Genomic DNA, 21,718 nt, shown 5'->3' with positions numbered 1-21,718 from the left:
AGGAAATCCGCGCCTACCCACGGAGAGAGACATGGCAGAACGCCTAAATAATGACTTTCAATTTCTGGATGTACCACGCCAAGATCCAGAGAAAAAAGATATTACTGTCCGCAAAGCAGAATTTGTGGAAATTTATAAACCTTTTACATCGGAAACTGTCACTAATCAGACTCACCGTTGTTTAGGCTGTGGTAACCCATATTGTGAATGGAAATGTCCTGTACATAACTACATTCCAAACTGGTTAAAACTGATCGCTGAAGGCCAAATTTTCCAAGCTGCTGAGCTTTGTCACCAAACGAACACACTACCTGAGGTATGTGGTCGCGTATGCCCACAAGACCGTTTGTGTGAAGGTGCTTGTACCTTAAATGATGGTTTTGGTGCAGTAACCATTGGTAATGCTGAGAAATATATCAATGACACAGCTTTTGCTTTAGGCTGGCGTCCAGATATGTCAGGCGTAAAATGGACTGACAAAAAAGTTGCAATTATTGGTGCTGGTCCTGCTGGTTTAGGCTGTGCGGATATTCTAGCTCGCGGTGGTGTTAAACCAGTTGTATTTGATAAGCGTCCTGAAATTGGTGGCTTACTTACATTCGGTATTCCAGAATTTAAAATGGAAAAGGACGTAATGAAACGCCGTCGTGAAATCTTCACGGGCATGGGCATCGAATTCCGTTTGAATACTGAAATTGGTAAAGACATCACGATTGATGAATTACTTGCAGAATATGATGCGGTATTCATGGGTATGGGAACTTATACCTACATGAAAGGTGGTTTCCCGGGTGAAGATCTTGATGGTGTTTATGATGCACTTGATTTCTTAATCTCTAACGTGAATCGTTGCCAAGGTTGGGAAAAAGATCTAAGTGAATATATTAGCCTAGATGGTAAAAAAGTTATTGTTCTTGGTGGTGGTGATACCGCTATGGACTGTAACCGTACTTCTTTACGCCAAGGTGCTCACGATGTAACTTGTGCATACCGTCGTGATGAAAGCAATATGCCGGGTTCTGCACGTGAAGTAAAAAATGCCTACGAAGAGGGTGTGAAATTCCTATTCAATCGTCAACCAGTCGAAATCGTTGGTGAAAACGGCAAAGTGACAGGCGTAAAAGTGGTAACGACACAAATGGGTGAACCAGATAGTCGTGGCCGTCGTAGCCCTGAGCCAATTCCGGGTTCTGAGGAAGTATTACCAGCTGATGCAGTTTTACTTGCTTTCGGTTTCCGCCCAAGCCCAGCAGACTGGTTTGGTAATGTGAATATTAATCTTGATGGTTCAGGCCGTGTTGTCGCAGCTGAAAAGCAAGAATTCAAATTCCAGACATCAAACCCGAAAATCTTTGCTGGTGGTGATATGGTACGTGGCTCAGACCTTGTCGTTACTGCGATCTGGGAAGGCCGTCAAGCTGCCGAAGGCATTTTGGATTATCTTGGTGTTTAATAAATTAATTTGTTAAATAACTGAAAAAAAGCCTACTTCAAGTAGGCTTTTTTTATTGTCTACCATTAGTCACTTTGATGTTTTTGGCAAATATAATAAGCTTTTTTGCCCTTTTTAGCGTTTAAAGCTCGCGACATACTCGAAACTTCCTTCTTCAATACAGTAGGTGTTGAATATGAACATCGCAGGTATGACGGCAGAAAAATCATATTTAAATCGTCGAAAAGCGTTGGGTATTACAGTGCGTCGTCTTGAATTTAATCCAAAAGCGATCAAGCGGCACTATTTTGCAAATTCACCCCTCATGTCGCATTTTTTAACTGCACTCTCATCAACGTTTCCGGTGGGTGAGCAATTTTTTGTAAATAGCGTACGTAATGTACGTGATAAAGTCTCAGATCCTCAGCTACAAGCGCAAATTGCAGCGTTTATTGGACAAGAGGCCATGCATTCCAAAGCACATGGTGAGTTTAATGAAGCTTGGCGACGTGATGATTATAATCTGGACAGTTTTCAAAATTGGCTAAATGAGCGCGATAAATATTTAAGAACAATTCCACCTAAGCTGCAATTGGCATTGACCTGTGCATTTGAACATTTCACTGCTTTACTTGGGGGATATGTCTTACAACATCCAGAGTTATTAAAAACGCTAGATGAAGATGCGCTAAAACTTTGGGTATGGCATGCGATTGAAGAAATTGAACACCGTTCGGTTGCATTTGATGTTTATCAACATGTATATGGTGATGATCGTATCCGTCGTTTACTCATGCGTAGCGTCACTACTGGATTTGCGAGTCTCGCTTTTTATGGGACAACTCGTTTATTTTGGCAAGATAAATGGAATAGCTTACCTAAAATTGGGGGTAATTTATTTGGATTATATTTGCTGATGAAGATGCTTGTTCAGTTAATGCCTGAATACTTCGCATATTACAAAAAAGACTTCCATCCGAGCCAAAAAGATTATGGCAGGATGGGTAATTATTGGAAAAGCTCTTTAGTAGAAGAATATCAAATGGCAAGTTTTGAACAAGAAAAAGATCAGAGATTGAGCTAATAGATAACCGGATTTAAAAGTCCGGTTTTTTAAAATCAATAAAATAAAAGCAACACAATAATGCCTAATTCATCATACAATCAGGTAAAGAGGTTAAAAATATAAAGAAAAACTTGAGGATAATGTGACGATGAAAACGTTGAAACAATTTGCGATCGCAACAACACTTGCCAGTACCTTGCTGTTTTCGGGATGTGGCTATAACACTCTACAAGTAAAAGATGAGGCTGTAACAGCAGCGTGGTCTGAAGTACAGAACCAATATCAACGTCGATCAGATTTGGTACCAAATCTTGTGAACGTAGTTAAGGGTTATGCTAAGCACGAAGAGCAAGTATTAACTGAAGTGACACAGGCACGTTCTAATGTGGCAGGTTTAAAAGTTGATAAAGAAGTTTTAGAAGACCCAGCTTTACTTGAAAAATATCAACAGGCTCAAAGTCAATTAACAGGGGCGTTATCTCGACTCATTGCTGTTTCGGAAAATTACCCAGATTTGAAAGCCAATACTCAATTCCAAGAACTACAAGTTCAGCTTGAAGGTACTGAAAACCGTATTGCTGTTGCGCGTAATCGTTATATTACAACAGTACAAGACTATAACTCATATGTGCGTCAGTTCCCTCAGGCAGTAACAGCAAAAGTAATTGGTATGCATCCAAAAGCCAATTTCTCTGCAGAAGCATCTGCACAACAGGCCCCAAAAGTTTCTTTTGATTAATTTTACAAATCAAAGGAGTGCCGTATGAGAAATACTCTATTGCTTCAATCAAAGCAAATTAAGGTCTTTATTTCGACCTTAATTTTGCTTTGTTGTGGTGTTCTTTTTCAGAATACGGCATGGAGTGAAACTAATATTGCAACTGCTACCGATGAGGGAGACGCAATAGTTGCTGGCAAAATTATTCAAAAGCAACAAACTCAAGCTGCTGCAACTAAAATAGAGGGGCAAGCTGCTTCAAGTCCTGCTCCTCAAGTCCAATTTACTAATGATATGGCTGATGGGGAATCAATTCGTGGTTTGCCAACTTTAAACCAGCCTGTTATTGATCAAGCCAATATCTTAAGCGAGGCTGAGAAGCAGCAACTTAATCAAAAAATTCTAAGTTTATACCAACAAGGCAAAGCGCAGATTGGTATTGTGATTGTTCCTACCACTGGCCAAGAAGATATCTTTGATTATGCGTTACGTGTTGGTGAAAAGTGGCAATTGGGATCATCTAAACGTGATAATGGATTACTCATTGCAGTCGCTGTAAATGACCGCCGTATACAAATACTAACTGGTTATGGCCTAGAAGGTGTGTTGCCAGATATTGTGGCAAGTCGGATCATTCGAAACCAAATTACACCTTATTTTAAACAAGCCCAATATGCACAAGGTTTGAGTGCAGGTATCGATGAAATCGGAAGAATTTTAAATCTTGACCCAGAAGTAGCACAGCAAGCTGCTCAAGATTTAAAAGAACGTCAGCATCAAGCTGCAGAAGAACAGCAAGCCAAGCAGACAACGCTGACAATGGCTTTATTTATTCTTGTTGCTGGAATTGTGGGTTCATTTATTGTCGGTCGTCCGCTTAGTGCATCTACAGCTGGTGTTGCTGCTGCAGTAGCAGGATTCGTAAATGGAGCAGGGCTAGTCACTAGCTTACTACTTGGTTTTGGTATTTTCTTTTTACTCATTACATCAATTGCCCAATTTATTTTACAGGCCATTCTGAGTGGTTCTGGTGGCGGTGGACGTGGAGGAGGCTTCGGCGGAGGTGGCGGAGGCTATGGTGGCGGCGGAGGCCGTTTTGGCGGTGGAGGTGCTTCAGGCTCATGGTAACAACATCAGAAACAACACAAATTATTACTCAACCAAAAATTGAGGAATCTGTAGAGCCAAGCATAAAACGTTGGTTTAAACATCTATGCTATTTACCTGCTAGTAGTCGTTATTTTTCAAAACAAGATAAGCAAGCTATTGCCGATGCTGTACAACAGGCAGAACATGGCCATGTTGGAGAAATACAGGTTGTAATTGAAGGCCATATTCCAGTATCACAAGCCTACAGACAAAATACGCGTTTAAGAGCACAGCAATTATTTGCAGAATTAGGTGTTTGGGATACTGCATTAAATAGTGGTGTATTGTTATACCTAAATTTATGTGAGCGAACAGTAGAAATTATATTTGATCGTGGAATTCGAAATGCGACTAACGATCAAGTCTGGCAACAGATTTGTGAAGCAATGGTACAAAAGCTTAAACAAAAAAAATATCAACAAGCTGTAGTGATGGGCGTACAACAAATTGGAGAGGTGATGTCACGGTTTTATGACAAAAACATGCCTGATCAATCCAATGAATTAGAAAATACTCCGATTATTCTTAATTGATTTGCCTTGTCGCATTCCTACATTAGTTAAGTTTCATAATTTTTACTTTTAAAGATGACTGACAAAAAATGTCACCTACTTATTTATTTCTAAAGAGATTTTGTTCACATAAATAAATATAAACTTTGAATTGTGTATTTTATTTTTTTTAATGCGTGAAGTGTTTTTATAAAAAGTTATATGACAATTTTTGTCAATTACTTACACCGATTTAATATTTAAGAATAATGGAGTTTGATATAAGTATTTGTTTTTTAATTAAAATAAAAGTTGGCATGGATGCTGCAATATAGTTGATAGCTGAAAAAGCTTATATAAAAACATACATACAATCTTTGGGGAAAAGGCTATGAATGCACAAAAAGGTTTTACATTAATTGAGCTTATGATCGTGGTTGCCATTATTGGTATTTTGGCAGCAATCGCGATTCCTGCATATCAAAACTATATTGCTAAGTCACAAGTAAGTACTGGCTTGGCTGATATTACAGCTGGTAAAACAAATGCAGAAACTAAATTGGCAGAAGGTTTAACCGCTGCATTAACCGATGTAACAACTTTAGGCTTACAAGCATCTACGAATGCTTGTGCTGTTACAGCGAATATTGGAACTAATGGTGCAAGTAATATTACTTGTACACTGAAGGGTACATCACAAATTAATGGTAAGAAAATTGAATGGATCCGTGATGCGGATAATGCTACAAATGGTACGACAGGTGCTTGGCGCTGTAAGACAGATGTAGCTGAAAACTTACGTCCTAAATCATGTGGTGCTTCTTAATAGTTAAATAATAAAAAAGGGAGGTTTTAACCTCTCTTTTTTATTAAAGAAAATAAATATGTTAAAAAAAAATATTCTATTTCTTTTAATAGTAACTTATCTTATTACAGCATTATTAGGTTATCAAATTGGCTGGTCAGTTTTCCAATATGATGAACTTCGTTTATTACATTTTCCATTGGCACTATGTGCTTTGTTAATTTTGATTTTTACAAAAAAAATAGAATATTCAATTTCCACTCAAATTACTTTTTTTCTGATTGGTGTATTAACTGCTATACAGATAACAACTTATAGTATTTTTCAATTTCAAGAACTTTGGTCTGCGATAGCATTACTATTTATATTTTCTGCTTTAGCATATGATTTAAAGAATGTAAAAAATATAGAACATAGCTTAGCATTAGTCGTTTTTTCAGCATTTATTCCTTGTTTATTTATTTTTGTTTCTATTACTAATTTTATTTTCTACAAACAATGGTTTGACTGGCAATTTAACTCTGGCACGATCCGAATTTATGACAGTGTTATCGTACCTATATTCTTTTTTCTAATTTTTTTAAAAAATAAAAACTACCCTTATTTTCATTACTTTTATCCATTTGCTAGTTTCTTTTTTGCTTTAGCATGGTTTTTTGATGGAGCCAGATCCGCCTTACTTGCTGTAGCGACAGGATTGTTAGTTTTCGTTATCTACTCTCGAGAAAATCGAAAGCTCATTTTGCAAAGCTGTATTTACATTTTTTTTGCTTTTTTAGTTTATAAAACTACGATTTATTTCGCTGATAAAAATACCATGACCGTAATGAGGGTAGGGACATCCATGCGTACAGAGATGTGGAGTTTCGTTTTTGAGCAATGGAAAGAAAAGCCATGGTTTGGAGTTGGGGGAGGATATCTCTCAGAAATCCAATATAAATATGGACATCACATGCATAATTTATATTTAAGGTTAATTTTTGAATGGGGAATAGTTGGATGTATTTTTTTAGTTTGGATGATATATCAAGTTGTTAAGTTGTTTCGAGATAAGGATGCTTTACCTATTACGAAAGCTGGCTTAATTGCAATTTTAGTTGATGCGATGTTCTCAGGAAGTATGGTTTATCCCGCTTCACAAATAGCCTGTATATTATTTTTAGCATTTGCTTTTTCTCAGTCGGAGCAGTCTAAAGAATATTTGAAATCTCCTTATAGACTGATGAAACTATTAATTGGTTTATGGGGAGCTTTATTTTTATACATTACGATTATGTACTTAGGACAAGATTTAACTTGCTGGGGGTGTACGAGTTATGTCGGACGGATGGCACCAAATTTTTGGGAGTATGGTAGTACACAGCACTTGATACCAGCTTCACACATTCCTTAATTTTTTATACTAAATTTTATTAAGGTCTTTTCATTTAGACTTCATACATTCTTTTTTAGACTTCCATGTATAATTCTCACAAGTTTTGGTCTCTAGCCTCTCACTATGCAAGTATTCTTTCTGTTCTTCGCTGCAATCCTATTGGGTTTTGCATGGTTGTCTCCATTTCACTACAGCCCGTGGGTCATGTTCTCAAGTGAAGTCAGTACTTTTGGGGCTGGGCTATGTGTATTAATTGCTTTACTTCAACAAAATATTAAAATTCCTAGAGCACAGATATTGTTGCTACCATTTACTTTAATTCCTATTGTGCAGTGGGGCTTTGGTTTAGTTTTTGATTTAAGTACGGCTTTATTAAGTACATTTTACTTATTAGGTTTTTGGTTTATGGTCTTGGCTGGCTACAACCTATCTTTAGATCAAAAAAAGAGAGATCAAATTTTTTCAGGTTTTAGCTTATTAGTAATTATTACATCGCTATTAACTAGTCTTATAGCAATTTTTCAATGGTTGAATATTGAATCACATTTAATTTATACCCTTCATCTGATTGGTAACCGTCCTTACGGAAATTTTGGTCAACCCAACAACATGGCAACATTCCTAATTATTGGGTTATTAGGATGTTTGTATCTATATGAAAAAAATAAGGCAACCGTCTGGTTACTCCTGCCTTCAGCCCTCATTATTCTGTTTACGATCGCCTTGAGTCAGTCACGAACATCATGGATCGTTTTTCCATTTTTATTCATCTATTGGATAGTTAAACAATTTGGGAAACAAAAAAGATTTGGAGTTTTTCAAGGTTTTTTGTGGTGCGTCGGTTTTTTCGTAATGGCTGGGGTAATTCTACCATTTGCTACTAATTTAATTGAAGCATGGTCAAGTACTGATGTAACCGAAGCAAGTGGTTTGGTTGAAAGAGCAAGCTCTGGGTATTTGCGTTTTAATATCTGGTCACAAATGTTGCTTGCTGTACAGCAGCACCCTTGGTTAGGTTATGGTTGGAATCAAACCAGTGTGGCACAAATGACAGTTTACCATGCTTTCCCAACAGGAGAGTGGACTACCAGTGCACATAATGTACTGCTTGATTTAATTATCTGGAATGGTATTCCCTTGGGTGCTGTAATCATTACCTACTTTGCTTGCTGGTTTATTTGGTTAAATCAACAGGCTAAAAATACCATCTCGATTATAGCGATTATGATGGTCTGTACAGTGCTTATTCATGCCATGTTAGAGTTTCCACAGCGCTATGCTTATTTCTTACTTACTTGTGGATTCCTACTGGGTATTGTGCAAGCACAAACTACTGTACTTAAGGGAATTATCCTCAACAAACATCTTTTTCGCTTATCATGGGTTGTAAGTTTATTGCTTATTATTGCAATTCTACGTGATTACAATGTCTATGTTCTGAATAGTAATTTGCTTTTTAATAATAAGCGTCCAAACGCTGAATTTATGGGAAGTGGTAAAATTTTTGTTTTAACACAGTTTGAGCAGCGTTTAAGTTGGATAGAACTTAATCCCCAAAATATTTTATCTGAAGGTGATTTGGTTGAATGGGAAAATTTTATAAAGAATAAGCCTACTCCATATAACTTACGTAAATACGCAAAATTGCTCGCTTACAACGGGAAAGTAGAACAGGCGCAGCAGCAAATATTTATTTTGCAACATCTTTATAAGCAAAAAATAACGCTATCAGAATTACTAAAAGAGAAGTAAAAAAAATCCCCTTAAGTATAAGGGGATTTTTTTATGAGAAATTACATTTGGCTCTGGATATAATTTTCAATACCAACATTGCCAATAAGATCAATTTGAGTATCTAGCCAGTCCCAGTATTCTTCTTCTTTTTCTAAAATTTCTTGAACAAGGTCACGAGTGACATAATCTTGCTCTGTTTCAGCTAAAGCAACCGCTTTTTGAATTGCTTCTATATTTTCTTTTACTTTACGAATGTCGCAGTGCAGAACTTCTTCTGTGTGTTGACCAATATAAAGCTTACCTAAATGTTGAAGGTTAGGTAGTCCTTCTAAAAATAAAATACGTTCAATGATTTTATCTGCATGTTTCATTTGACGAATTGATTCTTTATATTCAGCAGAACCAAGCTGCTCAATTCCCCAGTCATTAAACATGCGTGAATGTAAAAAGTATTGATTGATTGCAGTTAAATGATGATACAGCACTTGATTGAGCTGATTAATGACATCACGATTGCCTTTCATTGTAGCTACTCCAAAACAATTTCTGCCTCAAACTTAATTAAGGCAATCTATAAATCCATTTTAGTGAACAATCACGGAGATGGCGAGTAATTTATGGAACAGCAAATGAAAATCGCAATCAAAAACAACACAGTATTAAAAAGGATGTTTTTATGTCAAAAAAAACCGCTTGAATGAGGAACTATAAAGGTTCCGCAAAAAGCGGTGGAGGAGTCAATAAATTTTGTTAAATATTAATTTTTATTATGCAGCTACAGAAATGCGAGCAGCGATTTCTGCTAATTCTTCGCTAATGATAGCGCGGGCTTCTGGTGCACAGCGTCCACAGCATGTACCAAGATCAAGCAAGTCGCGAATTTCACGATAGCTTTCAGCGCCATTTTCAATAGCGTCTTTAATATCCTGATCGGTAATGCCACGACACAAGCAAACGTACATGGGAGTGATCCCCAAATATAAATGCGATAATTGATATTATTGATAATTATTATCGTTTGTCAATGAAATTCATTTGAAATCTCATTTATCATTATTGGGATTCTGAATAAAAAAAGACCACCTAAGTGGAAATCCAAGAAGAATTTAGATTTTTATGCAAAGGTGGTTCGTGTTTTAAAAAACTAAATAGTGAAATTTAGATATTTTAATTTTTATATCTTATTGATTAATAATTACAATTCCGTCCATTTCTACTAATGCGCCTTTTGGCAAGCTTGCTACACCAAGAGCTGCACGTGCAGGGTAGGGCTGAGCAAAATATTCACCCATAATTTGGTTTACGAGTTGGAAATTTGATAGATCAGTTAAAAAAATATTGAGCTTAGCAATATCTGCAAGTGAACCACCAGCAGCTTCACAAACTGCTTTTAAATTATCAAATACACGGCGAATTTGAGCTTCGATACCTTCTACAAGTTCCATACTGTATGGGTCTAAACCAATTTGCCCTGAAAGATATAGCGTATTATCTACTAAAATAGCTTGAGAGTATGTGCCGATAGCAGCAGGGGCATTTTCAGTATGAATGACTTGGCGGGACATTGGGTTCTCCTTGATTAAATCTCTTTCCATCATAATCGATGATAGCTTTTGACAAAAGTATCATCGATTTAATTGATTAAGTGAATTTGGAAAGTTTGATTTTGTTAAGGAAACACAAATCTAGTGAATTGTCTCTATAGAAATTTAGCTTACTTTTGAAATTTCCATTTGCGGAGCAGGAGCGTCTAAACGTTCAATTCGGGGGAAACCATAGTGCATGCGTAAATCACGAATGACTTTTGCAATATGTTTACGGTTATTCACTACAATATTCACAAAAGTTCTTTGCTCATTTGAGTGAACCATCTCTACACCAGCATTGTTTTTACGGCATTGATAAATCAGATCTGATACTTGTTCATCATTCATCGCCATATAAATAGCAAGGTAGGCTGTAAAACGGACATCATCTACATCATCTGCTTTCCATTGAAGTGGCATGATATTTTCAGGGTGTAGATGTTGTTCATGTAGTAAGTTATGACAGCGAATACGATGCACAATTAACCCGCGACGCGTTAAATGTCCTTGGATTGGATCGCCTAAAATTGGATTGCAACAATGTGCATATTTAACGTCAACTCCTTCAGTACTTTGAATAAGTCGATCTGAGTTTTCCACTTGCGGATGTTTATCATGAGCAAACAGGTGGTTTGCTACAAGTTGAGGTAGTAAATCGCCAACCGCAATTTGTTCAAACAATGTATTTTTATTATCGATATGGCGCCATTGCAATAGATCTAGCCAGTCAGCTTCAGAAAGATCATTGATTGAACGGTTAAAAAGTTTCAGTGCACGAGAAAGGGCTTGTGCACCAACTAGACGTTGTTCTTCGATATCTTGATCTTTAAGCACATGCTGTAATGCACGACGCGCTTTTTGCGTATTAATAAAGCTTAGCCAGTCTGGGTTTGGTGTTGCCAAAACATCCGTAATAATCTCGATAACCTGACCGCTAACTAATGGAGTAGAGAGTGGTTTAATCTCTCCATCGACTTTTGCACCAACCGCATGGTTACCTAAAAATAAGCTTGCTGAATAAGCAAAATCAACTACAGTAGCGCCTTGCGGTAGCTCATGCAGTTGACCGTGTGGTGTATATACCCAGATTTTTTCTTGATGTAGATAATCAAGTAAATCATTAAAAGTTGTTTTAGCACATTCACCGTCAATCAATGTATTTAAGTTCTGCATTGAAGCCTGAATGGCAGAGCGGCAAGTTTGCGGCGCATTTTCACCTAACACTACCCCAAAACGGGCAGCTTTACGCATGAGCTCGGTTTGAATGGTAAGAGATAGTGTTGTTTTTTCGCCTTTAAGCTTTATCAGTAAAGACTGATTACCGCCAGGTAGTGGGCGACGAATATGATCTTGGTACTGGATAACCTGAAAATTTTCTCTTAATGCTTCTTCTAAGCGGTCACAGTCGGCAATGCTTTGTAGAACAATTTCAAAAGCATGACTATGAGTAAGCTCTTGGAGATCCATCTCGTTTTTAACGAAATGGCGTAATAATTCGATATTGTTATTTTTCTTTTTAATACGGCCTTGAATATGATAATTATGCAGAAGTTCAGCGAGGTTTTGTTCCCAAATACTTTGATATTTACAGCGTTCTGGCTTTGTCTGTAGCAGAGCATTCTGAACGTTATCAAACATATCAAGGTCAAGGTTTTGATAGCAGAGATTCTCTAGATTATCGCCCATTTCATTCATGCCGACTAATCTTGCCATCGGTACAAATATATCAAAAGTTTCTTGAGCGATACGGGCTCGTTTATCTGGGCGTAAAGCACCTAGAGTTGTCATATTATGATAGCGATCTGCTAATTTAATAATGATGACACGCGGATCTTGTAAGGTCGCTTGCAGAATTTTTCGGAATGAAGCTGCCTTGTTATATTCTTTATCGCTTGATTGGCTAAGTTTGGTTACACCATCTACTAGCTCTGCAACGGTTAGGCCAAACTTCTCAATAATATCTTCTTTTGTATATTGAGTATCTTCAATAACATCATGCAAAAGTGCTGCCATTAAAGTTTCAGCATCTAAACGCATGTTTGCAAGAATACAGCTTACAGCAATCGGATGTAGAATATAGGGTTCGCCACTTTTACGCGTAATGCCAGTGTGCGCTAGATCGGCAAAATCGCAGGCAGCAAGCACTTTTTCGACTTCACTCACCGATAAGTAAGGGTCGATAATTAATTTGAGCTGTTGCTTGGCTTGGCTGACCTCTTCGCCTGGCATAAATCACCCTTTTTCCTATTGCTGAAAAACTAAATCTATCTGCTTCTTAATGAAAAGCATATTGCGGAACTTGTCAATTTTTTCATTTGAAAAAGTGTATTTTTTTTTCAATGAAAATAATTGCTTTTCCCAATATGTTTGAATATGGCGCAAAGCCAAATAAAAAACCATCGCAGAAAAACGATGGTTTTTTTATGAAACAGGGTGAATTAGAAAGAAAAACCTTCTAAATTCAAGCTGTTTGTAGAAAGGGCAAGATCAAGACTAGAAGTTTGGTAATCTTGCTCACGTTGTTTAAGAATTTCTTTCGTAACGTGCCCTGCCGCGATTTCGCGCAAAGAAACTACAGTCGGTTTGTCGTTATCCCATTCTACAGTTGGCTCCATGCCTTGACGTGCCAATTGACGAGCACGTTTACTTGCAACGAGCACAAGCTCAAAACGGTTGTCTACATGATCTAAACAATCTTCAACGGTGACGCGTGCCATAAAAGTTCTCGTTTTGGAATGGTGAATTTGAACAGACTAAATAGTATAAAAGGCTTTCGTTCTAGACTCAAGTTATTCCTGTTTTGGTTGAGGAGTAATCAAGTCTTGAATTAAAGTTTGGTGTCTTTTTGCTTGCTGAGATAGCACTAAACGGTTCGCTGTAATCACGGCTTCAAGCTCATGTAAGGCTTTATTAAAATCATCATTGATAATGATGTAGTCAAAGTTCGTATAATGCTGCATGTCTTCAACCGCACAGCTTAAACGATGTTCGATTACCTCAACAGAATCTGTACCGCGATTAGATAAACGCTGACGTAAATCGAATTGAGTAGGCGGTAAAATAAAGATTTGTTTAGATTCAGGAAACAACTTACGTACTTGCTCTGCACCTTGCCAATCAATTTCAAGTAAGACATCGTGTCCTTGAGCTAACTGTTGTTTTACCGTAGCTTGAGAAGTGCCATAGTAGTTACCAAATACTTCAGCGTATTCGATAAATCCATCATGGTTGACTTGGTCTAGAAATTCATCTTTTGTAGTGAAGTGATAGTGAACACCATCTAACTCACCGGGACGTTGACCTCGGGTTGTATGCGAGACTGAAACATGTAAATTGCTCACACGGTCAAGCAGGGCTTTTACCAAAGATGTTTTGCCCGTTCCTGATGCAGCAGAAACGACAAACAATAGACCCGACATGATATTTTTCCTGATATGATAAAATATCTTCGCTATTGTAGTGTACCGTGCGTTTAAACTGAATAGTTTTAATTGCAAATATTCAAGAGAAATTCCCCTGTTTTATTAATTTTGAGGCTGTTATGGAAATTGTGTTAGCTAATCCGCGTGGTTTTTGTGCCGGTGTTGATCGAGCCATAGCAATCGTCAATCGGGCTTTGGAATGTTTCAACCCTCCTATTTATGTACGTCATGAAGTTGTACACAATAAATTTGTGGTTGATGACTTACGTCAGAGAGGGGCCGTTTTTGTTGATGAACTAGATCAGGTTCCAGATGACTCAATTGTAATTTTTAGTGCGCACGGTGTTTCAAAAGCAGTTCAACAGGAAGCTGAACGCCGAGGCTTAAAAGTTTTTGATGCAACTTGTCCTTTAGTGACTAAAGTTCATATTGAAGTGACTAAATATGCGCGTGAAGGTACTGAAGCTATTTTAATTGGTCATGAAGGGCACCCAGAAGTCGAAGGCACAATGGGGCAATATGACAAATTAAAAGGCGGTGATATTTATCTGGTTGAAGATGAAGAAGATGTCGCTGCACTTACCGTTCGACATCCTGAAAAACTTGCATTTGTGACTCAAACGACGTTATCTATTGATGATACAGCTAAGGTTATTGATGCTTTGCGTGCAAAATTTCCGCATATTCAGGGTCCGCGTAAAGATGATATTTGCTACGCAACTCAAAACAGACAAGATGCTGTGCGTGATTTAGCTGAAAAGTGTGATGTGGTTTTAGTTGTAGGTTCACCTAACTCATCAAACTCAAATCGATTACGTGAGCTTGCAGAGCGTATGGGTAAAGCCGCTTACCTTGTAGATAATGCTGATCAGTTAGAGCAGTCATGGTTCAATGAGACATGTAAAATTGGTGTTACTGCTGGCGCGTCTGCACCAGAAATCTTGATTAAACAAGTGATTCAACGTTTACAAGATTGGGGTGCTCAAGCACCGAAAGAATTAGATGGGCGTGAAGAGAACATAACTTTTAGTCTTCCTAAAGAATTACGCATTCATGTGACTCAAGCGTAAAGTGTGATGTATTTAACATACTGATTTTAAAAATTTAAACAGATAATTGTTGATATGACAGTTATCTGTTTTTTTATACCCTTTATCTGCTTTGTATTTGTTTTGTAAAGATAAGACGTAAAATTTAATTAATAAATAAAAAATTTTAAAGTTTATTTGGGGTATGGGGATGAGGGGAATTATTCCGCAAGACGGGTTCACCTTGGTTGAGCTTATGGTGACGATTGCGGTCATGGCTATTATCGCGATGATGGCTGCACCATCTATGTCGAATTTATTAGAAAGCAAACGACTAGATGGAAACCAACGAGATCTAATCAATACTTTATCGGAAGCAAAGAACCAAGCCATACTTGGTCGACAAGATGTATCCATTAATCTGAATTCAACAGCTTTAAATACTCCCACTTCCTTGAATTGGAAAGCTGATTCCAATAACAGTCTTGAGCTTAAAAATATCGCTGCTGATGGTACGCAGAGTTCATTAACAGCAACGACTCTAACTTTTAATGCGAATGGGGTGATAACCAATATTACCCAAGGCACACTTTTATCTATTTGTAATTCAAAATTAAATAAAAAGAAAATTCTTATTTTAACAAAGCTTGGCACATTAACTTTTAAAGCTGAGGAGACATGTTAATGCAGGGCTCTAAACAAAAGACTCAAGTTGGGGTGGGTTTATTAGAAGTGTTGGTTGCCCTAATTTTAATTGCGATAGGGGTTTTAGGATATGTTGCCTTGCAAGTCCGTGCTATGGATGCTTCTTCAGAGGCATTAAGCAAATCTCAAGCGATTATGATCATGAGAGGATTAGCAGAAAACATTCGCGTAAATAGTTCTCAAGCTAGTCAGTATCCCGCATTTGTCCGTAGTTATAGCAATTATTCATCTACCACCGCAGCTCCTACGTTGTGTTTCAATGCAGCTTGTACACCTTCTCAGCTTGCGCAATTTGATGCATATCAAGCAGCAAGAAATGCTGATCAACTTGGCATGAAAATTACAATGACAAATTGCCCAGGGGTTACAAGCACAATGGCCCAGCAGAGGCAATGTTTGTTTGTTTTTTGGGGAAAAACCGCTCCAGTAATTACAACAAATGAGGGAGTCACGAGCGCGGATGTGTCGAGCTGTATGAGTACAAATGGCGTTTATGTCAATAATTCGAACTGTTTAATGATGGAGGCATATTAATGGCTCACTCATTTGTATTATGGAAACAACGAGGCTTTACATTAATTGAGCTGATGGTTGCATTGGCTTTAGGTCTAATTTTGGTAGCCGCGGCGACTCAATTATTTATTGGTGGACTTCTATCAAGCCGTCTACAAAAAGCAAATGCTGAAATACAAGATAGCGGTATTTTTGGTTTGGAATATATTGCCCGTGATATACGGCTTCTAAATTATGGAAATGTAACCAACCCAATATTAACTGATACAACCCCTTGGGGCGGTGTTGTATTAACTGGCTCAACTGCAACCAATAACAACAATGTTAATTTTGTCCCTAACGTTGGAACAAATACTTATATTGCTGACACATTACTCAGTCGTGGTGCAGGGGATACGGTGAGTACTGTGAGTAATCACTGGAAAGGTCTTTCAAATATACAGAACAGTTCAAATGCTGCTGTGCAAAGTGATCAGCTGACTATCCAATTTATTGCACCTACGAATATGACCAATTGTGAAGGTGTAAATGTACTTGCAGGTGATTTAATTGTAGAGCGTTATTTTTTACGTCTGGATAGCAATGGTAGTTCCCAGCAAGATTATGCACTTGCATGTGATGCAAATACTCCCTCTGCTGTAGCCACAGCTCAACCGACCACTGTTGCTGGGTTAGGCGACGCTGGTCAAATTGTATTGCCGCGTATTGACCATTTCCATGTGCTGTTTGGTGCAAAAAATGCGGCTGGCAATTTTGTTTATTATACCATTCCCCAGTATCGCGCTGCTGCACAGGCTGCCCGAGATGCCACACCATCTGTGATGCCGCCACGAATTCTTTCAATACAAATGTCTGTATTAGCGCGCTCTACTAATAATGCCCAAAGCAAAGCAATAGATCCTGAGCAATCTTTTTTTATGTTAGATCAAACCGTACATGCTTCTGATAATACAACTCGATTCTTACGCCGCACTTATAACTTAACAATTGCTCTACGCAACGCGATGGGGGAAAGTCTATGACCCATTTAATTCATAAAAGTAGATCTAAGGAAAAAGGGGCAACCCTTATTGTTGTGCTTATTATTTTATTGATTGTTATTTCTGTAGGCGTTTTAGCAATAAGAGTGGCTATTGTTTCTTTAAAAGTTGCTACCAATAGTCAAGTGAGCCAATTAAATTTTCAGTCATCTGACACACCTTTAGAACTTATTGTGCAGATGAATCCTACCACCCTAACTAATATTACTAATGTGATTGGTGCCGCGCTTAAAGAGCATGAAAGTAATCCTGGTGCGGAATACAACTTTTGTTATAAGCCTGTTTCTACAGCAACAAATTTTGCTCAGACCAGAGGTGCAAGTTTACTTCGAGCAGGAAGTGCTAATAATGCGGTTGTTGAAGATGGCGGAGTGGCGGGTTTCTGCAATTTAACAACTGACTATGGAAGTAATCGTCAAGCAGTGGTTACCCAAGTTGCTGTAAGTGTTCCAACAGATGCTGCTAGCGATATTCCAGGCTCAAATTTACCACGAGGAACAAATACCTCGGAAGGTACGCAACTTCCTAAAAGTATGTTGTCTACGCAACGGATTCGAGTGATTACAACTGCTTTTTTGCCAGCCTATGCATCTACCTCTATTGAAACTTTACAAAGAGATTGTTTAAGCACGAGTTCGGCAAAAATTAGCGACAATTTTGATACCGCATTAACGGCTAAACAAACATTGGCGGAGTGTTTGGCAAATCATAACGTGCCTTTTAGTACTCAAGTTCAAGAATTTAACTATACCAATAAACTCACTCAAATTACGGCACCAGGTTCATAACGGGGAATATCGTGAAACTAAAATTGAAGAATTTTAAGCCAAATAATTTATGGTATGCCATCTGTTCGAGTTCAGTTGCTTTTACATGGCTAATGACAAGCTCCGTTGTGCAGGCGAGTGATTTACAAATTTATGCTTCACCTACAGCTGGTAAAAAAACCATTGTGATGATGTTGGATACATCAGGAAGTATGACCAACAATAGTTATGGCGAAAACCGTCTGGCTATGCTTAAAAATGGTATGAATGCTTTTTTAGCAAGTAATAATCCTGTTTTAAATGACACTCGTGTGGGGTTGGGAAATTTCTCTGCAAATGGTGATAGCCGAAGTGGGCAGGTTCTAGTGGCTGCTGCTCCTTTAGGAGATGCGAGTACGTTAAATACAGTGGGTTCTCAACGTTATAAATTAAAACAGGCTGTTGCAAATTTAACTGCTGGCGGGTCAACGCCTTCAGCACATGCTTATGCGGAAGCTGCTGCTTATTTGATGGGTACAACGACCTATTCAGAGGCAAATTATGCCATTCGAAAAGATAGCTATATAAGGCGTGTGCGAAAATCTGATAATAGAACGGAATACTCATATTGTACGAATTATCGCGATTCACAAATTGATACTACAAATCTATGGCAACCTTGTCGTTCTAATAACTATTGGAGTAACTGGTCAACTTCTAATCCGGGTGTGGATACGGCAACTGCTTATGATACTTCGTCGGATTGGACCTATTCTTATACTTATTACTACACTACCTTTAATTATGCTGTAGCAAATGCAGATAGCGGTATCCCAAAATCAAAATCAAATGATACAGCTAGCAATCCGAATATTGTTGTAGATAGAAATGCCTCTAATTTAAATACCATTTACCAATCTCCTTTGCCTGCGGTGGCTAATCGCCAGAGTTGTGATGGGCAAGGAATCTACTTTTTATCAGATGGGGAGCCGAACAATACAACAAATACACGTTCGGCAACCGTGATGTCGACTGCTTTAGGTAGTACTTTTGGAGCTGATTTTAATTGTTCTGGAGGTTTATCTAACACGACAGCAGACTCTGGTTGGGCCTGTATGGGGGAGTTTGCAAAACGACTATTTGATAAAACAAAGAATCCTGCCGGAGTTTCTATTCAAACAGCATTTGTTGGTTTTGGTAGTGACTTTTCTAGTTTAAGTTCTTCTGATGTAAAAAATGCCTGTCGTTTGAGTTCGAGAACCCAATTCGACCGTGGAGGGGATGATCTATGTTCGCCAAATCAAACTACAAATGCGGTAACAACACCTGGCTATGGGAATGGTGGTTTTTTTTCAACTCAAAGTGCTCAGGGGGTAACAGATAGTGTAGTTGCATTTATTGGTAATTTGAATAAAGTTCCTTTACAACCACTAACCACAGGTGCTATCTCAGTTCCTTATGATGCACTGAATCCTAAAAATTTACAGGAATATGGTTATTTACGTGCTTTAGAGCCCAATCCTGCCAACCCATATTTAACATGGCGTGGCAATTTAAAAAAATATCATGTTGTTTTATCGGGAACAAATGCGGGCGCTTTTGAAGCTAACACTGGTGGGCTGGTCTACAACGCAACTGGGGCATTTAGAACGGGTACGAAAGATTATTGGAATAGCTCTACTTATAATGATGGAGGTAAAGTCTTTTTTGGTGGGGCTTATTCGAAGGTGCCTTTACCAGTTGCGGGACAATCAGAAGTGGTAGATAACGTAGGAAATATCACAAAATATTATTACGCAGTACAAAGTAAAATTCGCAATTTATTTACCGATGTTTCCGCCGTCGCATCAGATGGTAGCTTAACGAAAATATCGACTTCTGGAACTAATTTGCTAAAAATTCCAGCTACTCCACCAGAAGGAACTAATCCTTTTGATAGTGTGGCTAATACAGCAAGTTATGTTTTAGGAAAATTTAATGCATCAACTGGACAAGATATTTTAAAAGCTTTCCCGATTAGCTTGAAATTAAAAATATTAAATTATCTAGGTTACTCAACTGATATTAGTGCTACGACTTTACCTTCGTCATTAGTTACATCGAATGAACCCTATTTATCGATGGGCGGTAGTATTCATTCTTTACCAGTACAGCTTACCTATAATGGAACATTAGATGAAAATGGGAGTTTAACATCTGCGCGAGAACAATCCATTCTCTATGGAACGATGGAAGGCGGTCTGCATATTGTGGATGCTTCAACTGGTGTAGAACAAATGGCTTTCGTTCCTGCCGATATATTAAATGATCCAGTCGCTTCAAAAGCTTTAGTTGTTGGTCAAAGTGATGCTACCGCACCTGCACACGGTATGGATGGAGCTTGGGTATCCGACCCTGCATATAGTATTACTACAACGGGAAGTGGTAGCTCAGTAGTATCAAAAGTAACTGCAAAGCAAATGAATATTTATGGTGGCATGCGAATGGGGGGCAGCAGTTATTATGGCTTAAATGTCTTAAATCCTGCTTCACCTAAGCTCCTCTTTAGAGTAGGAGCAGACCAAACTGATTATAGTCGTATGGGGCAGAGTTGGTCTAAACCTGTACTTGCAAATATACGTTATAACGGGGTGATTAAACGCGTTATGATTGTTGGTGGTGGCTACGACCAATGTTATGAAAACCCGAATATTACCTTGAGCAATTCTTGCTTTACGAATGGAAAAGCAAAAGGGAATGCTGTTTATATTATTGATGCTAAAACTGGGGAGCGCTTATGGTGGACTAGTGATACAGGCTCTAATATAGATAACTCTAATATGAAGCACAGTATTGTTAGTCGCATTAGTACCTTAGATCGAGATGCTGATGGTTTAGTCGACCATTTATATTTTGGCGATTTAGGCGGGCAAATTTTCCGTATCGATCTTAATAATAACCAGACAAAAACAAATTCAACTTATAGCAGTTTCGGGGTTCGAGTTGTTCGATTAGCCAATTTGGCAACGAATGATGCTACTTATGATAGCTCGAACGACTATACCGCTGGGAATGCGCCGCGTTTTTATGAACCGCCCACAGTGACAATTCACGATTATGGAATCCGCACTTTTATTACTGTAGGTATTGCTTCAGGTGACCGTAGTACACCTTTAGATGTTTATCCGCTTACAGGCCGTGAGGGGATGTCACCAAGCACAGCATTAAGTGGAAGACCTGTAAACAACGTTTATGGAATTATCGATAAAGACTTTATTAAAAAGAATCTGATGTCTTTAACAGATAGCCAGCTTGAAACGAAAGATATTACTCGATCGACGCTTCGAAAAAATCCACAAATTTTACGATCTGGAGAAACACGAGTAGCACAGATTTTCTTTCCCAATACGGGGACGGGACAAAATGGTTGGTATCGTTCACTTTCTAGTATGAGCGATGGTACCGAGAAAGCTAATAATAGTTTCCGTATTAAAGGAGGTCTTAAAGCTTTTGAAGAGCCTATGGCAATTACAGGGACTTTAATTGTGCCTGTTTATGATCCACAGGGAACAGGTATTGTAGCGGCAGACCCATGTTTACCCCGGGTAGTAGGTGAAACTGATCAGCAGACGTTCTGTTTACCATTTGGTGCCTGCCTTAATTCTGATGGGTCCATCGATCAAAATAAAGAGAATCACAGTGGGTTTGAAACACAAACTGGTACTAATTGCCCAGTAGGAGTTTCTGAATGTAATGAAAACGTTATTGGCTCCGGTATTCGCGGCATAGCATTTGTTCCAAAAAGAGATGAACCTCCAGTGACTAATAGTTGTGGGAAATTACAACTGTCTGGAAACGAGAGTGGAACGGGCGAGTGGCAGTGTACAAGTCATTTAGTTCCTACACGCTGGTATGAGCGTTATCGCTAA

At 38.2% G+C, this 21,718-nt stretch carries 21 protein-coding genes and 1 pseudogene; 15 read left to right on the top strand and 7 right to left on the bottom strand.

What is annotated here, in order from left to right; translation table 11 throughout:
* The first annotated feature begins 31 nt into the window (after nt 1-31).
* The 8 genes from J580_RS15910 (at nt 32) to J580_RS15875 (ending at nt 8,788) form a co-directional block, all read left to right on the top strand.
* The gene (locus J580_RS15910) at nt 32-1,453 is read left to right on the top strand and encodes a glutamate synthase subunit beta (RefSeq protein WP_032004883.1); all 1,422 of its coding nucleotides are present in this window, start codon (nt 32-34) and stop codon (nt 1,451-1,453) included.
* Between the two features lie 175 nt (nt 1,454-1,628).
* Nucleotides 1,629-2,516 (top strand): metal-dependent hydrolase, encoded by an 888-nt coding sequence (locus J580_RS15905; protein ID WP_032004882.1) that lies wholly within the window; start codon nt 1,629-1,631, stop codon nt 2,514-2,516.
* 130 nt (nt 2,517-2,646) lie between these two features.
* The gene (locus tag J580_RS15900; protein ID WP_002117090.1) at nt 2,647-3,237 is read left to right on the top strand and encodes a LemA family protein; all 591 of its coding nucleotides are present in this window, start codon (nt 2,647-2,649) and stop codon (nt 3,235-3,237) included.
* Between the two features lie 24 nt (nt 3,238-3,261).
* The gene (locus tag J580_RS15895) at nt 3,262-4,344 is read left to right on the top strand and encodes a TPM domain-containing protein (protein WP_032004880.1); all 1,083 of its coding nucleotides are present in this window, start codon (nt 3,262-3,264) and stop codon (nt 4,342-4,344) included.
* Complete coding sequence (locus J580_RS15890; RefSeq protein WP_032004879.1) at nt 4,338-4,898, top strand: TPM domain-containing protein; 561 nt, start codon at nt 4,338-4,340, stop codon at nt 4,896-4,898. Before J580_RS15895 ends, J580_RS15890 begins: the two co-directional genes overlap by 7 nt.
* Nucleotides 4,899-5,247: 349 nt before the next feature.
* Entirely contained in the window at nt 5,248-5,682 is a 435-nt protein-coding gene (locus J580_RS15885) for a pilin (protein ID WP_014207821.1), read from the top strand.
* A gap of 58 nt (nt 5,683-5,740) precedes the next feature.
* Entirely contained in the window at nt 5,741-7,054 is a 1,314-nt protein-coding gene (locus tag J580_RS15880; RefSeq protein ID WP_032004878.1) for an O-antigen ligase family protein, read from the top strand.
* Nucleotides 7,055-7,159: 105 nt separating this feature from the next.
* On the top strand, nt 7,160-8,788 hold the full coding sequence (locus tag J580_RS15875; protein ID WP_032004877.1) for a PglL family O-oligosaccharyltransferase: 1,629 nt from the start codon (nt 7,160-7,162) through the stop codon (nt 8,786-8,788).
* 41 nt (nt 8,789-8,829) lie between these two features.
* Here the strand turns inward: J580_RS15875 and bfr are convergent, their stop codons facing one another.
* Both bfr and J580_RS15865 read right to left on the bottom strand, forming a co-directional pair.
* On the bottom strand, nt 8,830-9,294 hold the full coding sequence (gene bfr, locus J580_RS15870; RefSeq protein ID WP_005067113.1) for a heteropolymeric bacterioferritin subunit Bfr: 465 nt from the start codon (nt 9,292-9,294) through the stop codon (nt 8,830-8,832).
* Nucleotides 9,295-9,537: 243 nt separating this feature from the next.
* Nucleotides 9,538-9,732, bottom strand: coding sequence for a bacterioferritin-associated ferredoxin (locus J580_RS15865; protein WP_000289091.1), 195 nt, complete (start codon nt 9,730-9,732; stop codon nt 9,538-9,540).
* Nucleotides 9,733-9,834: 102 nt separating this feature from the next.
* Between J580_RS15865 and J580_RS23845 the strand changes: the two are divergent.
* A pseudogene (locus J580_RS23845) lies at nt 9,835-9,912 on the top strand (hypothetical protein); the annotation flags it as partial.
* Between the two features lie 39 nt (nt 9,913-9,951).
* Here J580_RS23845 and J580_RS15860 read toward each other — a convergent pair.
* From J580_RS15860 to gmk, 5 genes are all read right to left on the bottom strand, one after another.
* On the bottom strand, nt 9,952-10,335 hold the full coding sequence (locus J580_RS15860; RefSeq protein ID WP_002116996.1) for a RidA family protein: 384 nt from the start codon (nt 10,333-10,335) through the stop codon (nt 9,952-9,954).
* 144 nt (nt 10,336-10,479) lie between these two features.
* On the bottom strand, nt 10,480-12,585 hold the full coding sequence (locus tag J580_RS15855) for a RelA/SpoT family protein (protein ID WP_002116807.1): 2,106 nt from the start codon (nt 12,583-12,585) through the stop codon (nt 10,480-10,482).
* A 15-nt stretch (nt 12,586-12,600) separates the two neighbouring features.
* On the bottom strand, nt 12,601-12,756 hold the full coding sequence (locus tag J580_RS23565) for a hypothetical protein (protein WP_014207816.1): 156 nt from the start codon (nt 12,754-12,756) through the stop codon (nt 12,601-12,603).
* Between the two features lie 38 nt (nt 12,757-12,794).
* Nucleotides 12,795-13,073, bottom strand: coding sequence for a DNA-directed RNA polymerase subunit omega (gene rpoZ, locus J580_RS15850; protein ID WP_002116990.1), 279 nt, complete (start codon nt 13,071-13,073; stop codon nt 12,795-12,797).
* A gap of 72 nt (nt 13,074-13,145) precedes the next feature.
* Nucleotides 13,146-13,775 (bottom strand): guanylate kinase, encoded by a 630-nt coding sequence (gene gmk / locus J580_RS15845; RefSeq protein WP_002116973.1) that lies wholly within the window; start codon nt 13,773-13,775, stop codon nt 13,146-13,148.
* Nucleotides 13,776-13,897: 122 nt separating this feature from the next.
* Here gmk and ispH point away from each other — a divergent pair, with 122 nt between their 5' ends.
* The 6 genes from ispH to J580_RS15815 all read left to right on the top strand — a co-directional run bounded on the left by ispH (nt 13,898) and on the right by J580_RS15815 (nt 21,718).
* A complete protein-coding gene (ispH, locus tag J580_RS15840) occupies nt 13,898-14,848 on the top strand; it encodes a 4-hydroxy-3-methylbut-2-enyl diphosphate reductase (RefSeq protein ID WP_002116992.1) in 951 nt (316 codons plus the stop codon).
* Nucleotides 14,849-15,017: 169 nt separating this feature from the next.
* Complete coding sequence (locus tag J580_RS15835) at nt 15,018-15,491, top strand: GspH/FimT family pseudopilin (RefSeq protein ID WP_032004876.1); 474 nt, start codon at nt 15,018-15,020, stop codon at nt 15,489-15,491.
* On the top strand, nt 15,485-16,045 hold the full coding sequence (gene pilV, locus J580_RS15830; protein ID WP_081403682.1) for a type IV pilus modification protein PilV: 561 nt from the start codon (nt 15,485-15,487) through the stop codon (nt 16,043-16,045). The genes J580_RS15835 and pilV overlap by 7 nt, the downstream gene beginning before the upstream one ends.
* Nucleotides 16,045-17,046: a PilW family protein gene (locus J580_RS15825; RefSeq protein ID WP_032004874.1), complete on the top strand. Its 1,002-nt coding sequence runs from the start codon at nt 16,045-16,047 to the stop codon at nt 17,044-17,046. Before pilV ends, J580_RS15825 begins: the two co-directional genes overlap by 1 nt.
* On the top strand, nt 17,043-17,852 hold the full coding sequence (locus J580_RS15820; RefSeq protein WP_005067126.1) for a PilX N-terminal domain-containing pilus assembly protein: 810 nt from the start codon (nt 17,043-17,045) through the stop codon (nt 17,850-17,852). The genes J580_RS15825 and J580_RS15820 overlap by 4 nt, the downstream gene beginning before the upstream one ends.
* A gap of 11 nt (nt 17,853-17,863) precedes the next feature.
* Nucleotides 17,864-21,718, top strand: a complete 3,855-nt coding sequence (locus tag J580_RS15815; protein ID WP_032004872.1) for a PilC/PilY family type IV pilus protein — start codon at nt 17,864-17,866, stop codon at nt 21,716-21,718.

This window comes from Acinetobacter sp. 1542444 (assembly GCF_000581835.1).
Taxonomy (GTDB): domain Bacteria; phylum Pseudomonadota; class Gammaproteobacteria; order Pseudomonadales; family Moraxellaceae; genus Acinetobacter; species Acinetobacter pittii.
The sequence above is the reverse complement of the archived record's forward strand: the minus strand, read 5'-3'. Positions and strand labels throughout refer to the sequence as shown.

What these genes read in the sequence shown, in the direction of transcription:
- J580_RS15910 (WP_032004883.1), top strand. Translation starts at nt 32, where the DNA reads ATGGCAGAACGCCTAAATAATGACTTTCAATTTCTGGATGTACCACGC.
- J580_RS15905 (WP_032004882.1), top strand. Translation starts at nt 1,629, where the DNA reads ATGAACATCGCAGGTATGACGGCAGAAAAATCATATTTAAATCGTCGA.
- J580_RS15900 (WP_002117090.1), top strand. Translation starts at nt 2,647, where the DNA reads ATGAAAACGTTGAAACAATTTGCGATCGCAACAACACTTGCCAGTACC.
- J580_RS15895 (WP_032004880.1), top strand. Translation starts at nt 3,262, where the DNA reads ATGAGAAATACTCTATTGCTTCAATCAAAGCAAATTAAGGTCTTTATT.
- J580_RS15890 (WP_032004879.1), top strand. Translation starts at nt 4,338, where the DNA reads ATGGTAACAACATCAGAAACAACACAAATTATTACTCAACCAAAAATT.
- J580_RS15885 (WP_014207821.1), top strand. Translation starts at nt 5,248, where the DNA reads ATGAATGCACAAAAAGGTTTTACATTAATTGAGCTTATGATCGTGGTT.
- J580_RS15880 (WP_032004878.1), top strand. Translation starts at nt 5,741, where the DNA reads ATGTTAAAAAAAAATATTCTATTTCTTTTAATAGTAACTTATCTTATT.
- J580_RS15875 (WP_032004877.1), top strand. Translation starts at nt 7,160, where the DNA reads ATGCAAGTATTCTTTCTGTTCTTCGCTGCAATCCTATTGGGTTTTGCA.
- bfr (WP_005067113.1), bottom strand. Translation starts at nt 9,294, where the DNA reads ATGAAAGGCAATCGTGATGTCATTAATCAGCTCAATCAAGTGCTGTAT.
- J580_RS15865 (WP_000289091.1), bottom strand. Translation starts at nt 9,732, where the DNA reads ATGTACGTTTGCTTGTGTCGTGGCATTACCGATCAGGATATTAAAGAC.
- J580_RS15860 (WP_002116996.1), bottom strand. Translation starts at nt 10,335, where the DNA reads ATGTCCCGCCAAGTCATTCATACTGAAAATGCCCCTGCTGCTATCGGC.
- J580_RS15855 (WP_002116807.1), bottom strand. Translation starts at nt 12,585, where the DNA reads ATGCCAGGCGAAGAGGTCAGCCAAGCCAAGCAACAGCTCAAATTAATT.
- J580_RS23565 (WP_014207816.1), bottom strand. Translation starts at nt 12,756, where the DNA reads ATGGTTTTTTATTTGGCTTTGCGCCATATTCAAACATATTGGGAAAAG.
- rpoZ (WP_002116990.1), bottom strand. Translation starts at nt 13,073, where the DNA reads ATGGCACGCGTCACCGTTGAAGATTGTTTAGATCATGTAGACAACCGT.
- gmk (WP_002116973.1), bottom strand. Translation starts at nt 13,775, where the DNA reads ATGTCGGGTCTATTGTTTGTCGTTTCTGCTGCATCAGGAACGGGCAAA.
- ispH (WP_002116992.1), top strand. Translation starts at nt 13,898, where the DNA reads ATGGAAATTGTGTTAGCTAATCCGCGTGGTTTTTGTGCCGGTGTTGAT.
- J580_RS15835 (WP_032004876.1), top strand. Translation starts at nt 15,018, where the DNA reads ATGAGGGGAATTATTCCGCAAGACGGGTTCACCTTGGTTGAGCTTATG.
- pilV (WP_081403682.1), top strand. Translation starts at nt 15,485, where the DNA reads ATGTTAATGCAGGGCTCTAAACAAAAGACTCAAGTTGGGGTGGGTTTA.
- J580_RS15825 (WP_032004874.1), top strand. Translation starts at nt 16,045, where the DNA reads ATGGCTCACTCATTTGTATTATGGAAACAACGAGGCTTTACATTAATT.
- J580_RS15820 (WP_005067126.1), top strand. Translation starts at nt 17,043, where the DNA reads ATGACCCATTTAATTCATAAAAGTAGATCTAAGGAAAAAGGGGCAACC.